This window comes from Adhaeretor mobilis (assembly GCF_007741515.1).
In the GTDB taxonomy this organism is placed as follows: domain Bacteria; phylum Planctomycetota; class Planctomycetia; order Pirellulales; family Lacipirellulaceae; genus Adhaeretor; species Adhaeretor mobilis.
In genome coordinates, this window is sequence record NZ_CP036263.1 from 1,354,486 (window position 1) to 1,369,655 (window position 15,170).

At 57.1% G+C, this 15,170-nt stretch carries 11 protein-coding genes; all 11 read left to right on the plus strand.

Going from position 1 to position 15,170, the window contains the following annotated elements:
- Positions 1–38: 38 nt before the first annotated feature.
- The 11 genes from HG15A2_RS05335 to HG15A2_RS05385 all read left to right on the plus strand — a co-directional run bounded on the left by HG15A2_RS05335 (position 39) and on the right by HG15A2_RS05385 (position 14,634).
- On the plus strand, positions 39–974 hold the full coding sequence (locus HG15A2_RS05335; RefSeq protein ID WP_145058555.1) for a PhoH family protein: 936 nt from the start codon (positions 39–41) through the stop codon (positions 972–974).
- 87 nt (positions 975–1,061) lie between these two features.
- Positions 1,062–3,332 carry an HD family phosphohydrolase gene (locus HG15A2_RS05340; protein WP_145058557.1) on the plus strand — a complete coding sequence of 757 codons (2,271 nt, stop codon included), beginning with the start codon at positions 1,062–1,064 and terminating at the stop codon, positions 3,330–3,332.
- 35 nt (positions 3,333–3,367) lie between these two features.
- Positions 3,368–4,027 carry an rRNA maturation RNase YbeY gene (gene ybeY / locus HG15A2_RS05345; RefSeq protein ID WP_145058559.1) on the plus strand — a complete coding sequence of 220 codons (660 nt, stop codon included), beginning with the start codon at positions 3,368–3,370 and terminating at the stop codon, positions 4,025–4,027.
- A gap of 8 nt (positions 4,028–4,035) precedes the next feature.
- Positions 4,036–5,322, plus strand: coding sequence for a hemolysin family protein (locus tag HG15A2_RS05350; RefSeq protein ID WP_145058561.1), 1,287 nt, complete (start codon positions 4,036–4,038; stop codon positions 5,320–5,322).
- A gap of 318 nt (positions 5,323–5,640) precedes the next feature.
- Entirely contained in the window at positions 5,641–7,017 is a 1,377-nt protein-coding gene (gene bamD, locus HG15A2_RS05355; RefSeq protein ID WP_145058563.1) for an outer membrane protein assembly factor BamD, read from the plus strand.
- Positions 6,995–7,540, plus strand: coding sequence for an LPS assembly lipoprotein LptE (lptE, locus tag HG15A2_RS05360; RefSeq protein WP_218932338.1), 546 nt, complete (start codon positions 6,995–6,997; stop codon positions 7,538–7,540). The genes bamD and lptE overlap by 23 nt, the downstream gene beginning before the upstream one ends.
- A 172-nt stretch (positions 7,541–7,712) precedes the next feature.
- The gene (gene folP, locus HG15A2_RS05365) at positions 7,713–8,606 is read left to right on the plus strand and encodes a dihydropteroate synthase (RefSeq protein WP_246117889.1); all 894 of its coding nucleotides are present in this window, start codon (positions 7,713–7,715) and stop codon (positions 8,604–8,606) included.
- 167 nt (positions 8,607–8,773) lie between these two features.
- Positions 8,774–10,078 carry a glutamate-5-semialdehyde dehydrogenase gene (locus tag HG15A2_RS05370; RefSeq protein WP_145058567.1) on the plus strand — a complete coding sequence of 435 codons (1,305 nt, stop codon included), beginning with the start codon at positions 8,774–8,776 and terminating at the stop codon, positions 10,076–10,078.
- 62 nt (positions 10,079–10,140) lie between these two features.
- Positions 10,141–11,178, plus strand: a complete 1,038-nt coding sequence (gene fliM / locus HG15A2_RS05375) for a flagellar motor switch protein FliM (RefSeq protein ID WP_145058569.1) — start codon at positions 10,141–10,143, stop codon at positions 11,176–11,178.
- Between the two features lie 393 nt (positions 11,179–11,571).
- Positions 11,572–11,958, plus strand: coding sequence for a hypothetical protein (locus HG15A2_RS05380; protein ID WP_145058571.1), 387 nt, complete (start codon positions 11,572–11,574; stop codon positions 11,956–11,958).
- A gap of 405 nt (positions 11,959–12,363) precedes the next feature.
- Positions 12,364–14,634 (plus strand): hypothetical protein, encoded by a 2,271-nt coding sequence (locus HG15A2_RS05385; RefSeq protein WP_145058573.1) that lies wholly within the window; start codon positions 12,364–12,366, stop codon positions 14,632–14,634.
- Positions 14,635–15,170 lie beyond the last annotated feature (536 nt).

The window sequence follows — 15,170 nt, forward strand, 5'->3', positions numbered from 1 at the left end:
TCCCCCCCGGCCAAGGCCAGTGCGCCTTGGCCCACCGCATGATCGAAGCATCAATTCCGGTAGGAAACGCTGAGGACATGGTTCTTCTGCTTGGCATGAAGGACCAGCATCTACGAAAAATCCGTAGCTCTATTCCAGCCAAAATTACCACACGCGATGGCAAGGTGCTCGTTCAGGGCGACGAAGAGGCAGTGATCCTCGCCACGAGCGTGTTTGAAAAGCTCAAAGCCACGGTCGCTAAACATGGAGCACTGAGTACCGATCAGGTGGACGACATCATCGGTCGCCTTTCCGCGGGTGAGGTCGAACCGGCTGCTGAGCCGATCGACATGCGCAATGGCAGAAAAATCCGCCCGCGCACGCCGGGACAAGCTGCTTACCTAAACGCGGTTCGCGAGAACGATCTCGTGTTCTGTACGGGGCCTGCAGGTACTGGGAAAACCTACCTGGCGGTTGCTGCTGCCGTGGAAGGTCTGAAGGCCCAACAAGTTCGCAAGATCGTACTAGTCCGACCTGCCGTCGAAGCGGGCGAAAGCCTCGGCTTCCTGCCGGGCGACATGCAAGCAAAAATCAACCCTTACTTACGACCATTGCTCGATGCACTGCGTGAAATGATGGACCACGAGCAAATGCGCCGTTCTATGGAGGAGGACGTCATTGAGGTGGTGCCACTGGCGTACATGCGCGGTCGCACGCTCAATCGTTCGTTCATTATCATGGACGAAGCGCAAAACACGACCGCCTCGCAAATGAAGATGTTCCTCACACGCATGGGCGAAGGCTCGAAAGTCGTGGTGTCCGGCGACATTTCGCAAATCGACCTGCCGAAGCCTGCCGGCAGCGGGTTGATAGACGCACTGAAAAGACTCAAAGGCATTAAGGGATCGGCGATTGTGCAACTCAGCGGCTCAGACATTGTGCGCCACCGACTCGTCCAAGACATCGTGCGCGCCTACGAAAAAGGGGATCGATAGGGCTAGAATCATTAGGCATCAGGACGCAGCTGGATCCTTCTCTGGTCCTCGTCCTTGCCACCTATTTACCTAGTCCGTACCGCTACCATGAACGCCAACGGAACACAAAAACGAACTCGCCAGCAACGCGTGGCGGCCGTGGAGCTTGCTCCTGGACTGTGGCGCACTCTGTGGGCGAACTTGCAGCGGGGCGGGGTGCTGCTGCGGATGGGCCTTGCGGCAGCAGCCGCGTTGTTCCTGTGGGCTTTTACGCAAAGCTGGGACCCGCCGTTTCAGTATCACGAGAACGAAATCCCGCAACGAGACTTAGTCGCCCGCACCGATTTCGAGCAGCCCGACCCCAAAGCCACAGAGGAAGCGAAAGAAAGAGCCCGCAAGCTGGCAATTGCCGTGTTCCACCAAGACCCCGAGCCGCTAGAGCAACTCCGGGCCCAGCTGATAGGCGAGATAACGAAGCTATTGGCGACAAAAACTTGGGACGAAGTTGATTCAAATCTTTGGGCCCAATTTCAGCCCCAGCAGGCAGCTGGAACTCCCGACCCGACGGACGAAGAGCGGGCCGAACAATTTCAACGTTTTCAGGAAGCGTTTAGTGAAGACGGTGCCATCGACAAATTCTCGGAGCAGTTAGCCGGAGTCATGGCTCCGTTGGAGCAATGGGGCTTACTAGAGCCGTTGCCCTCTGAGTGGGGTGCGAATTTTGAGAAGATCGAAATCCGCAGTAAGACAAGCGAGTCTTTCGGTGCTCAACGAGCTGTGTCCGAAGTTTTAGTTGAAAACGCTGCCGCAAAATTGCAGCTTTCTCTCAAGGAGAAAATAGGTTCGCTTGAGTTGGCCCAGAAGGTATTCGCCTGGCTAAGGCCTCGGCTAGCGCCGACACTGGTGCAAGACCTCGATGCCACGCACGCCGCCCAGGACGCCATGGCCGCGGCTGAGCCTGAGAAGACCAAACCCTTCCGCAGCGGAGTCGATGTGCTCGCCCCAGCCGGCAAACCGCTCACCGACGAGGCGATTGAGTTGTTACGGCTCGAATACGTACAGCAACGCAATGATCGCACATTTCCACAGCGTCTTCGTCGGTCTGTTTCCATCCTCGGAATGTTTGTGGCTTTGTACACACTATGTGGTACGTATATTTACACGAGAGAACCGAAACTCCTTCACGAACTATTGCGGCTAGTGGCCTTGTTGTCGCTAGTGGTATTAGTCGTAGTGTTTGCGCACATTATCAACCAGTACAACCCGGGCGTGGATGTCATCCCATTGCTGCTGTGCGGCATGACTCTCGCGATTGCCTACAACCAGGAACTTTCGCTGCTCATCAGTGCGTGTGTGGCGTTGATTATTGTGCTCACCAACGGGCACGACTTCCCGCAAGCGCTGGTGCTTATGGCCACCACCGCCGGGGCGATACTTGTTCTCAAGCAAGTTCGCACGCGCAGCAAGCTGCTCACGGTTGGTTTCACCGCGGCTGCTGTTGGATTCCTGACTACACTCGGCGTGGGAACACTCTACGGTCGCCCGTGGCCGCTGCTCCTAGAAGAAGGTGGCCTGCTTGCCGTTTGGTCGATCATTGCTGGGGCACTCATGACCGTGCTGCTGCCGACCGTTGAAAAGGTATTCAACGTGCAGACAGATCTCAGTCTGTTCGAATTGGGCGATCCGGCCCATCCATTGTTGCAGGAACTCATTCGTCGCGCGCCAGGCACCTACAATCATTCGATCACAGTTGCCTCGCTTGCTGAGAACGCTGCCGAGGCCATTGGTGCCCGGGGGCTACTGGTGCGTGTGGGGGCCTACTATCACGACATCGGCAAGATGCTCAAGCCGGGCTACTTCATCGAGAATCAAGGGCAAGGCGACAATCGGCACGACGCGCTCATGCCGGCAATGAGTACCTTGGTGATTATCGCCCACGTGAAAGACGGTGCCGACCTGGCGCGCCAAAACAAAATCCCTGAAGCGATCATCGACTTCATTCAGGAACATCACGGCACGACACTCGTTGAGTATTTCTATCGTCAGGCAAGCGAACAGCGAGAAAAGGAAGACCCCGATGGCGGCGAAGTCGATGAAAGCTCGTTCCGCTACCCAGGTCCTCGTCCGCAAACTCGTGAGGCGGGTGTCCTCATGCTCTCCGATGCCGTGGAAAGCGCTAGCCGTGTCCTCAAAGAGCCCACGCCATCGCGAATTGAAAGCCTTGTGGAAGACCTCTCCATGAAGCGTCTGCTGGACGGCCAATTCGACGAATCGGGGCTAACGCTGGAAGAAGTACACAAAATTGGCGAAAGTCTGGTAAAATCACTGACAGCCAAATACCACGGTCGCGTTAAGTATCCCGACCAGGTAATCGCCTAGTAGTATCCCTCAACGGATTGCCTTACTTGAAATCGATGAAACAACACGCAGCCCCATCCACTACGGCAGCCAGTGTGGACACGATAGCGAGTACGGAGCAGGAAAACGCTCCTCTCGACGACTCGGAGCCTCCTGAACCTAGCGCCATACGATCTCAGCAATACTCAATTGCTATTGCTAACGAACAAGCTTCAGCCTGCATTGGCGAGCAAGGCATCAAAGATGCTGTCACTGAAGTACTCGCCGATAGCAATACCGCTTCTGCAGCAATCAGTGTTGCGATTGTCGACGACGCGACAATGCGTCCGCTCAACAAGCAATTCCTTGAACACGACTACACGACTGACGTACTCAGTTTCGCGCTCAACGACCCCAACGAGCCACTCCAGGGCGAGCTTATCGTGAACGCCCAATTCGCCGAGCGCGAAGCGCTCGAAGCGGGCTGGGAGGCAACGAATGAACTGTTGTTGTATGTCGTCCACGGCATGCTGCATTTGGTCGGCCATTGCGACAAGTCCCCTGATGACGCTGCCATCATGAAGCAGGCAGAATGTAGGGTGCTAGATGCTCTAGGAGTACAACGCAGCAAGACTGATGCTCGTTGGTTGGTTGCTAGTGAGTCTAAGAAATCAAAGCGGAACTCAACTGACTCCCTCACAGGAATCTCCATCACGCAGCGAGGTGCACAGAAGTGACCCTGACGGTGTTATTCTGGACAAGTCTCACGGCCTTTCTTGCTGCGTTACTTACGAACTTCGGCTATCGGTCTTTGCGCGAGTTTTCGCGCCACGAGTTGGAAGAAATCTGTCATCGACGCGAGCGAGGCGAGCGGCTCGGTCAGATCCTCCGCCTGCACGAGCAGGTTGCCATCGGCGTAGAAACGCTAGCCGCCTTATTCACTTCACTGGCACTGGTTGCTGGCACCGCCTGGGCGGCCGAACGTTGGCAGATTGCCCCTGGAGAATCGTGGATCCGCTTGTTGTCCGTCGCGGGCGGGCTAGGCTTGCTGCTCGTGCTAGCACGGACCTGGGGCCCATGGCCGTTATCGCGTGTGTTTGCGGAGAAGTTTCTCTTCAACACTTGGCCTCTGTGGCGCGCCCTGGCCGCGCTGGCCAGTCCGCTCACACTTGTCGCCCGTGTTTGCGATACCGTCTTGCATCGTCTTGTCGGGCAGGAGCCGCAGGTGATCGACGAGCAAGCCATCGAAGAAGAAATCCGTACCATTGTCAGCGAAGGCCATCGCGAAGGACTCCTCGAAGATGACGCCCGCGGCATGATCGAGGGCGTGATCGAGCTGGGCGAGGACGACGTTTCGCAAATCATGACCCCTCGGACCGATATGCACATGGTTTCGATCCAGCTGAGTTGGGACGATATCATTGCCGACGTCATTGAAGCGGGGCACACCCGCGTGCCAGTCTACGGCGAGAATCGCGATGACATCGTCGGCATGCTCTACAGCAAAGACCTGATTCCCGAGCTCGCAAAGGGCGACGCCGAAGCACGCCAGCCGCTAGCAGACATTTTGCGCAAGCCTTTGTTCGTACCTGAAACGAAACGAGTCGATGACCTCCTGGAAATGTTCCAGCAGCTGCGTACCCACATCGCCGTCGTGCTCGACGAGTACGGCGGAGTGTCTGGGTTGGTTACGATTGAAGACGTGCTCGAAGAGATCGTGGGCGAAATCGTCGATGAGTACGATCCTGAGCAAATCGAGGAGATATCTCGTATCGATGTCGATGTGTGTGAAGCGTTGGGGCGCGCTCACGTGGACGAGATCAACGTCGTCATGGGCCTCGAATTGCCCGAGGATGGCGATTTCGACACGATTGGCGGCTTTGTATTCACCGAGCTGGGCCGTATTCCCCAGCAAGGCGAAAGCATTGTGTGGCAAGAGCGTGTACGCATCAGCGTGCTGGAAGCGTCCAAGCGTCGCATCGATCGCGTGAAGATCGAACGCTTGACGACGGGCCAGCTTGAGATTGCGTAGCTTGCGCGTAACCACATCGCCAACACTTGCCACCTAGCCCTAGCCGCGGGCCAACGGCCCGCTGGAGAAGTGCTAGCACGGCCCGCGACGAGCGCGGTACTCAACGAGCATTGGGCCCCGTGAGCACGTCACCGGCGGGCCGTTGGCCCGCGGCTATTATCCTCCCCCTCGCAGCACTGCGGATTTCCTATCGCGCATCTGCTGCTCTTGACGCTCCCGCGGGGCACTTCGTACAGTCCCTCGACCTAGATCCGAACTTTGTGCGCAGAGAATCCCCTTTTGGGTTCGCTGCGTCACTCACCCTATGCGTTGTTCCTCATGCCGCGTTTAACATTAGCTTTGGTCGCCGCCGCAACGTTTGCAGGTTGCGCTTCTCTCGGTGTCCCGACTCCCAGTACGCCTAGCTTTGCCGGGGAACCTGCCCAACCTGGCACGTCGTCTTGGTGGAAGAAGCATAAAAAGAAGGCCGAATTCGTTCCTGGCGAAGGTTTTCGTGTTGCTGGCTTCGACGGATATTTCGATCAAGAAGGTCGCCCCATCCATGCAAAAGTTGCGAAAAAAATAAAACCCAAACAGGGTGGTCTGCTGGCTGACGTGAAGTTCTCCAGTGCCGTTCAGGGCATTAAAACTCAGGTTGGCATGGGCCCCGACGAGCAGCTAGCGCGCGCTTCCTACTCAGAAGGGGAGCAGTGCTTCCGCGAAGAGCGCTATAACGATGCGATCAAGAAGTTCAAGCATACCTCTGCGCGATCACCCAGCGTGCAGCTCAAGCAAGATGCGATGTTCCAGCTAGCCGAGAGCTACTTCTTTGCAGAGAATTACCCCAAAGCAAACGATGCCTACGAGGCGATTGTCCAGGAGTACCCCAACTCGCCTCATTTGGATAAGGTAATTCGTCGCCAGTTTGATTTGGCACGTTACTGGGAATCGCACCACAATTACGATCCCCATTGGGCCGTCACGCCGAACTTACTGGATAAGCGTCGCCCGCTGTTCGATACGCTTGGACGAGCGATCAAGAACTATGAAAACATCCGCCTGAACGACCCCACCGGTCCACTGGCGGACGATGCCGTGATGGCCACCGCAAATTCTTACTTCATCCGTGGCCGTTACGTGGACGCGGACTACCACTATGATCTGCTTCGCAAGGAATTTCCCCGCAGCGAGCACCAGTACGAAGCCCATCTGCTGGGTCTCGAATGCAAGCTGCGTCGCTACGAGGGCTCCGACTACGACGGCACATCACTGCAAGAGGGTAAGAAGCTTGCCAAACAACTCAGGCGACAATTCGGTGTCGAACTCGACGCGGAGCAACGCCAGCGTATCCGCGAGCGCGAAGGCCGCTTGGAGCAGTTGCTTGCAACGCGTGACATCGATCAGGCGGTGTACCACGAAGGTAAGAAGGAATATGGCTCAGCCAAGTTCTACTACTCGCTCGTGGCAAAGAACTATCCCCAAACTGAAGCGGGTAAGCATGCCGTGGAGCGTATTGCTGCGCTCGAAGGCAAGCCCGACGTACCGGTCGAGCCGTTGCATGCCATCGTCAAGCTGCTACCTCAGAGCGCCGCCAGAAGTTCGATTGCGCAGATTCCACTCCTCGAAACTGGCCCGAGCCTCGAAGGCAATTCGCGACAACAAATGGCCACCCGAACTGACGAGGGCCAAGGCAATGCTTCGCCAATTCGGCGCTAGTCAAGTCGCGCTGTTCCTCGCTTGTGTCCACGCCGTAACCGTTCTCAGCGGTTGTGCGTCCTATCGCATTGGTAACGAAACGCTCTACGCTCCTGATATTGTCACGGTCTACGTGCCGATGATTCAGTCGGACAGCTTCCGTCGCGACCTAGGCGAGCGACTCACCGAGGCGGTCGTCAAAGAGATCGAGCTGAAGACGCCTTTCAAAGTCGTCGGCACCCCGGATGCAGATAGCGTCCTGTCGATTCACTTAGCTAGAGACACGAATCGCGTGACCATTGAGAATCCGAACGACGATCCACGCTCCATTGAGCTGAACCTAGCTGCACAAGTCACCTGGCTAAATCGTCGCCGCGTGCCGCTGCAGCCGATCTCAGCCGTGCCGTTACCGCCGGAACTTCTGCCCATCTCCCAAACCGGCACGCTCATTACCGCAGTTGGCCAATCGGTAGCCTCCGCGCAACAATTGGCCATCCAACGCTTGGCCGAGCGTATCGTCGCCACGATGGAAGAGTCGTGGTAATCGGTTTCAGATCAACCGACTTGTCGCAGGACCATGCCTAGTAGCAAACTCCCAGTGCTAGCAGTCCTTTCGGCCTTTGGGACTGCCTGATCGTGCAGAAGTGCATGAGTAGAGCTGGTGTCGCATGCGGCGTCAGTTGGCTTCCTCCCGCAGCGCTGTTACGCTCAACTCTATGAGCAACTCCCTGCATCACCCTCTACAGTTTCACCCCGCCCGCGCGACCGCTTGGCAACTGCGTAGCCAGCGGCTTGAATTTGGTAGCGTGCCGCGCCTCATGGGTATCGTGAATACCACACCGGATAGCTTTTCCGATGGTGGTCGCTTCCTCGAAGTCGAAGCCGCGGTCGCTCATGGCCTACAGCTCGCGGCAGACGGGGCAGACATTCTCGATGTTGGTGGAGAAAGTACGCGGCCTTACTCCGAAGCGGTCGATGAGGAAGAGGAACTGCGCCGTGTGATGCCAGTAGTCGAACGACTCGCGGCCCAAACCGACGTGCCGATTTCCATTGATACAAGCAAGGCAGCTGTCGCCCGAGCAGCCATCGCTGCGGGGGCACAGATCATCAACGATGTGACCGGACTCGAAGGAGACGCCGCAATGCTCGCGGTGGCCCACGAAACTGGCGCAGGAGTTTGCGCGATGCACATGGCGGGCACGCCGCAGACCATGCAGGACAATCCGCACTATGAAAAAGTAGTGAGCGAGATCGCCAGCTACCTCACTAAGCGACTCGATGCTCTACTTGCCGCAGGTATCGACCCTACGAAGATCAGCCTCGACCCGGGCATCGGCTTTGGGAAAACTCACGAGCACAACGTCACACTCATGGCCAACTGCTATCAATTCCACGAGATCGGCTGCCCGCTGTTGGTCGGGCACTCCAGGAAAGGCTTCTTGGCGAAGGTGCTCGACAACAAAGAGGCAGACCGCACGGCTGCCACCATGGGCGGTGCTGCGGCACTCGCCGTCCAAGGCGTGCAGGTGATCCGCGTCCATGATGTACGCCCCGTACGCGAAGCACTGCTCGCCTTTGAGGCTTGTTTGGCAGGGGAATTGCCGAGTTGAGGAGTCCCTATGCAGCTGTAAACATTCGCTAGCAGGCAGCTAGGCGACGTTGACGCAAGTCAATATTCTAGCGATACTTAAGTCTGGAAAAGGTGTCGTTTCCCGAGTTTTTTTGCTCACTAGATTAGTCTCACTCCCACTCAGCCTTCCCCCTTACACAACTTCCGATGTCGATTGCTTCCGAGAAAATTTCCGACGCGTCTGCAACTTCGCAAGATGACCTAGCTAGCTACTGCCAAGATGTTGCCCGCCGCGCGAAGGCCGCGTCGCGAGTACTGGCACAAGTGGATGGCGCTGCGAAGAATGCATGGCTGGCTCGCTCCGCCGAGTTGCTACGCAACAATGGCGACGCCATCGCCGCTGCGAACGCACTCGATCTCGAAGCAGCTCCCGACTACGGACTTACAGAAGCACAAGTCGATCGCCTGCGACTTACGCCCGATCGCATCGAATCCATTGCGGTAGGCTTGGAGCAAATTGCCAGCCTGGCTGACCCCATCGGGCAAGTCATCGATTCTACAGTGCGGCCCAACGGTTTGCGCATTCTGAAAACTCGCGTGCCTCTGGGCGTGGTGTTTTTCATTTATGAGTCGCGGCCCAACGTGACCGCCGACGCCGCTGCCATTTGTACTAAGGCCGGCAACGCCGTCATCCTGCGAGGCGGCAAAGAAGCGGCACACTCCAGCCGCGCCATTGTGGAACTACTGCAGAAGGCGGCCCAAGAAACAGGTTTGCCCGAGGATGCGGTACAATTAGTCTCTACGACTGATCGCGATGCCGTGGGGCATTTCCTGCATCTACCGGAACAAATCGACGTAGCGATCCCCCGCGGTGGTGAGGGGCTAATTCGTCGCGTGGCCTCGGAAGCACAGATGCCAGTTATCAAGCACTACGACGGTAACTGTCACGTGTATGTCGATGCAAGTGCCGACTTCGACATGGCATGCGAAATCGTTGTGAACTCAAAGTGCCACCGCATGGGCGTTTGCAATGCGGCCGAATCACTGCTGGTTCACGCCGACGTAGCCAACGAATTCTTGCCAGTCGTTGCCAGTGCACTACTTGCGAATGAAGTCGAGTTGCGAGGGGATCCGCGCACGTGCGAGCTTGTTCCCCAAGCCGTCGCAGCGACTGACGATGATTACGGCGCGGAATTCCTGGGTCCAAAAATTTCCATCAAGACCGTTGCTTCAACGTCGGAAGCGATCGAACACATCAATCAGTATGGCTCGCACCACACCGATGCCATTGTGACAAAGGACCTTGCCACGGCCGAGCAGTTTGCCAATGAAGTCGACAGTGCTGCGGTAGTCGTTAACGCGAGTACGCGATTTAACGACGGGGGAGAGTTTGGCCTCGGTGCAGAAATTGGCATTAGTACCGACAAATTCCACGCTCGCGGCCCCTGCGGTGTCGAAGAATTAACCAGCTACAAGTACGTGGTCCACGGCACGGGCCAAATCCGAGGGTAAAAGTACCAGTGGCTAACAACAACTTCCAATAAAGTTGTCGCAGAACGCAAAGGAGTGCGTTGATGTCCGAAGAGAAACTCAGCCAAGAAGAAATGGACAGCCTGCTCGGCGGCATGGACAAGCAGGCCAACCCTGCCACGCCTGCTGCTCCGCGCCGTCAAAAGGTGGCCATCTACGACTTCAAACGCCCTGAACGTGTCGGCAAAGAGCAAATGCGCGCTTTGCAGACGATGCACGAAGGCTTCGGTCGCAACTTTGGTGCATCACTCTCCGCGCTGTTGCGCACGATTGTGGAAGTCAAGCTGACGAGCGTCGACCAACTCACCTACAGCGAGTTTGTGTTCAGCTTGGAGAATCCTACCTGCTTCAATCTTGTGAATGCGAAACCTTTGGAAGGGCAATTGATACTCGATTTGAACCCTTCGATCTTGTTCCCGATTATCGACCGCATGCTCGGCGGCAACACAAATTCCCCACCCCCAGCCAGGCGACCCCTGACAGAAATTGAACTAAGGCTCGTATCACGCATCACCAGTCTATTCCTGCGAGAAATGCAAAACGCCTGGGAGAATGTGTTGGCCCTGGAGCTGGAAGTCGATCGCGTTGAAAGCAACCCACAGCTCGTTCAGATCATTCCTGCCAATGAAGTTGTTGTGTTGGTGAGCTTTGAAGTCACGGTTGGCAGCACTCGGGGCATGATCAATCTTTGCATACCATTTAACTCGATCGAACGTATCAGCGGCAAGCTTTCCTCGAACAGCTGGGTGAGTTACAGTCGGCGACCACCCACTACCGAGTCGATGCAACAGATTGGCGACCAGCTCGCTAGCGCCCCTATGGAAGTGGTCGTGGAAATGGCAAGAACGAAAATCACTACGGCCGACCTGCTGGGACTACGGGTGGGTGATATCGTGGCAAGCGAAAAGGATGTTCATGAGCCGCTGTTGGTGACGGTCGAAGGTACCCCAAAATTCCAAGCTACCCCCGGCCAATTGAAAGGCCGTAAAGCTGTCCAAGTCGTATCGAATTTCCACGCGGAGCACCTACAAGTCCAAGCACCCGCTGCTGGTCCACCGGACGCCGGCACGGAAGCGGGATAGATCTTTGGGCTATAAGACGAACCATGCAGGCCGGGGGCTGCTGCACGGCTGAATTTGACACGTGGTGGTTTATCCTCAAGAATAGAAGTGGAGGAGCACGTCTCTCTAGAATTCTCGGGAGAGAAGTCGGGCCTTCTCATTGGTGCTCTGTTCGCGAGTAGGCACCAATGTTTTTGGAATCAGAAAGAGCGCACGATAGGCGCGAAACGAGTCCTGTGGCGGAACAGCCATCGGGAAAATCGTTCTTGCCGGGGGAATCAACTAGCAAACGTTGCGGTCGTAGCGGACCGTACTAGCAAGTGTGCGTGTTGCGTGAAGAGCAGGGTTGAAGAAGCGTCGCTCGATTCTTCTTCAAGACAGCGCGCAGACTCCGATCCTTAAGGAGCTGTTTCCATGGGAATCGCAGTGAAGTGTCCCCACGGACATTCTTTCAAAGTGAAGGACAAGTACGCCGGCAAGAAAGGGCTCTGCCCCTACTGCAAAGGGCAAGTCTTTGTCAGGGTGCCGGCAGCCAGGGAAGATCACGGGCTTGAGGACGCGGTCAAGAAAGCAGTCTCATCTTCCGAGAGCGTGCTCGATAGCTCGCCTGCCATGGGAGATTCCTCCATCTTCGACGATGCGCCTAAACTTTCTAGCGGTAGTAGCTCGGGCAGCGGGCTAAGCGGCAGCCTCGTTGGGTCGTCCGCGGTGCGTCACAATATCAAGTGCACTTGCGGCGAATCGGTGCCCATGTGGTTTGCCAAGTGCCCAAAGTGCGGCGTGTTCCTGGAACGCCTGTGACCTCAGCCTAGCTTGTCGCTTCGGGCTCGTAGCACCACTTCCAGGCAACTTACGCCCTAGCACTAACTTGCCAATCTGAACTGCGGCAGGTGAACTTACCGCTGCATTGAAGAGCAGCTCCTTCGAGCTGGCGGGTGGTGCAACCGCTACAAGCTCTCCACTGCTAGAATCCGCATTGCTGTCTGGGACGGACACATTGCTTGTCGAAAGCTACTTCGTCAGTGGGAGAACATCTAAACGATTTTTCTTCGTCGCGCCCGTAACCCAGAATTTGCCTTCATGAGTACTCTCATGCCGCCCGAAGTACCAAATCGCAGATTTCGCGTCAGCCGGCAATTCTTGATATACTAAGCCTCGATAGATTTCACAAACTCCCCCTCTATGTCTACTGTCGGGCAGTTCCTAATGAAAAACATCACTAGCTTAGCCGCACTGCTCGCCGCCACGCTCTCGATTTCGCCGAGCTATGCACAATCCGGCTTCATCCTCGAACCCACCCACACCCTCACCGCCGTGGTGGAGGTCGACACCCAGTTCACGACCGGCGCGTGGATGCCCTCCGCGCCCTCCGCGGGCGGGCCGGGCACGGTCCTCCGCTTAGACATCGACGGCTTCACCACCGGCGGCACCGTGTCTCCTGACATCGAAAACGATTTCACGCCGATGGTCTACGACCTCTCCGGGCTCGTGCTCGATAACAACAATCGCCATTCTAATCGCACATCCCATTTACTACGCCCGGCGGGCGCCTCCTGGCGGTTCGTGTCCAGCGGAGGGCTCGACCCGCGCATCGAGAAGGTTAACTCAGGCGAATGGGAGCTCGAAGCCCCGATGGAGTTTGCCAACGACGTCACCTATTTCTCGTCGCGGCTGTCGGGCGGACTTTCTATAGAAGGCGCGATCACCGGAACCGGCGGCTTCATTGTCGACGGCACCCAACAAGATTACAGGATCAATTTTGTCGGCAGCACGTTGTATCTCAACGCACAAGCTTCCTATACGGGACCGACCATCATTCGGGCCAGAGGGTTGGATATCTTTGACGCAGGCAGCTTGACCGCGACCAGTTCGATCACGGTGGAACCAGCGGGCCGCCTTGTGGTTCGTTTGGGTCAAAATCCTTTGGGTAATCGGATCGGCGATACGATCCCGGTGACGCTTGCCGGCGGTGCCCTTAGCGGCAGTGGCGGTAATACTTCGTACACCGAGACCCTCGGCGACGTCACCCTGGCCCGGGCCACCTCGAGTCAGGTCGCCGTGCGTAGCTATGACGGCGAGTTTGCCCTGAACAGCCTCACCCGGCAGCGGCACGCGACGCTATCGGTGTACGGCGATAGCCCGATCCGCGGCGTCGGCGGCGTGGTCACCGAAGGCGCGATTCATGCCGGCGGTGCCTTGCCGCTCGTTGGCGGAGCGGGCGCCGCGGGCACGACCAGCATCAGTATCGTTCCCTACATGGCGGGGCATTCGAATCAGAACTCCACCGCCATATTTGCGAAACCCAACAGCCTAGTTACGCTCGACCCCAACAACAACTTCCGCGTGCTCGACCGCAGCACCGAGTTACAAGTCGATTTGACGCCCGACACGCTCACCAACGCCAACGTGTGGCAGAGAGGCTCCTTAGAGTTGCTCACCGCCCCCACCTCCGTGAACGCGTTGGTGGTAGATTTTTCTACAATCATCTCGGGGCCAGGTTCCCTCAGCATCACGAGCGGAGTCCTTGTATCATCCGACAGCGATAACTATACCGCTTCGATTGGCGTCAATGACTTACTGTTTCCCAACGACGCGTACGTGTGGGCTTCCGAGCGGATAGAAGTGTTTTCGGATGTCACCGTCACCGGTGACTTCAACAAAAGCGGTCTCGGGCTGCTCGAGCTCATCGGCCCCACGACGGCCAGCGGCGGAGCGGCCTTCACCCAAGGCAAGACCGACCTCTACGGCTCGCTCGACGCGACCGACCACGTGATCGTCAGCGGCGGGGGAGAGCTGGAGATGTTCCCCGGGGCGTCCCTCACCACGCCTTTGCTGGAGATCGTGGGCGACAAGGCCCGCTTCACGATGAGCGGCGGCGACCTCCAGGCCGGCGCCGTGATCGGCAACCTCTTCCTGGAAGGCGGCACGTTCTCCCCCGCGGCCGCGCTCGAAACCAGCATCGACGGCAACCTCACCCTCTTCAGCGGCAGCGAACTGGCTCTCGACATCAGCGGAACCGGCGCCGGCCAGTTCGATCAGCTCGACGTCTCCGGCGACCTGCTGATCACGGGCGACCTCGATCTCGCGATCGGCGCCTACACCCCAGCGCCCGGCGACGAGATCCCCATCGGGCTGGTCGACGGCACGCTGGCGGGTCAGTTTGCGGGGCTGGGGGAAGGAGACGTAGCGGCGACGGCGGGCAACGTGGACCTGCGCATCAGCTACACCGCTGGCGACGGGAACGACATTTCTCTACTTGCCGTGCTGCAAGGTGATTTCGATCGTGACAACGATGTCGACGGGTTCGATTTTCTATTTTGGCAGCGTGACCCAAGCGTCGGACTACTCTCCGATTGGGAATCCAACTACGGAATCACAGCGAGTGTGGCTGTCGCAGCAGTCGTCCCCGAGCCGTCAGTGATACTAATGGCAGCTACTGCCAGCCTGCTTCTCTGTTCCCACAGAAGGCGGGATTAGATGCAGCGTTGTGTACACCCGCCATCAGTTGCGCAAAGAATAAGAACCCGTCGAAGTTGGACAAGTTTCAGCGGATTGTGGATTAGGCCAGCTCGCAGAGGTGACGCTGACCTCGGAGGCTATGCAGTCAATTCAACGATGCAAACCCTTGGTAATTGGGCTCTTTCCCAGACTACGCTCTCGTGACACTGTTGAAGATTTCCTGTTCTACCTAGTCGGAACGACTTCGTGACATATAAGGCATCGAACGTGGATAGTTCGAGTCCCAGAAAAACTGACATGCTGGTAGCTCTTGTGCCATAGGCGGCACAAGAATGGAGTGTGTCGTGAAAGGCATCGATTTCAGTAAGTAGACACCCGCCCCTCAACGGGTCGTTCCAATCGAAAGCAGTCTAGGCGAGAGCGGTGGTAACAAAGTCGTTGTAGAGCCCCGACCTGCGGGGCACTTTCGTTGACCTTGCGAGCATGATGGCCGCCCGGATAGGCAGGTCTACCTGGGGAAAAGATTCAAAAATTGGCCACTCAATAGCCCGTCC

What these genes read in the sequence shown, in the direction of transcription:
- HG15A2_RS05380 (WP_145058571.1), top strand. Translation starts at nt 11,572, where the DNA reads ATGGGAATCGCAGTGAAGTGTCCCCACGGACATTCTTTCAAAGTGAAG.
- HG15A2_RS05370 (WP_145058567.1), top strand. Translation starts at nt 8,774, where the DNA reads ATGTCGATTGCTTCCGAGAAAATTTCCGACGCGTCTGCAACTTCGCAA.
- lptE (WP_218932338.1), top strand. Translation starts at nt 6,995, where the DNA reads ATGCTTCGCCAATTCGGCGCTAGTCAAGTCGCGCTGTTCCTCGCTTGT.
- HG15A2_RS05340 (WP_145058557.1), top strand. Translation starts at nt 1,062, where the DNA reads ATGAACGCCAACGGAACACAAAAACGAACTCGCCAGCAACGCGTGGCG.
- bamD (WP_145058563.1), top strand. Translation starts at nt 5,641, where the DNA reads ATGCCGCGTTTAACATTAGCTTTGGTCGCCGCCGCAACGTTTGCAGGT.
- ybeY (WP_145058559.1), top strand. Translation starts at nt 3,368, where the DNA reads ATGAAACAACACGCAGCCCCATCCACTACGGCAGCCAGTGTGGACACG.
- HG15A2_RS05335 (WP_145058555.1), top strand. Translation starts at nt 39, where the DNA reads ATGATCGAAGCATCAATTCCGGTAGGAAACGCTGAGGACATGGTTCTT.
- HG15A2_RS05385 (WP_145058573.1), top strand. Translation starts at nt 12,364, where the DNA reads ATGAAAAACATCACTAGCTTAGCCGCACTGCTCGCCGCCACGCTCTCG.
- fliM (WP_145058569.1), top strand. Translation starts at nt 10,141, where the DNA reads ATGTCCGAAGAGAAACTCAGCCAAGAAGAAATGGACAGCCTGCTCGGC.
- folP (WP_246117889.1), top strand. Translation starts at nt 7,713, where the DNA reads ATGAGCAACTCCCTGCATCACCCTCTACAGTTTCACCCCGCCCGCGCG.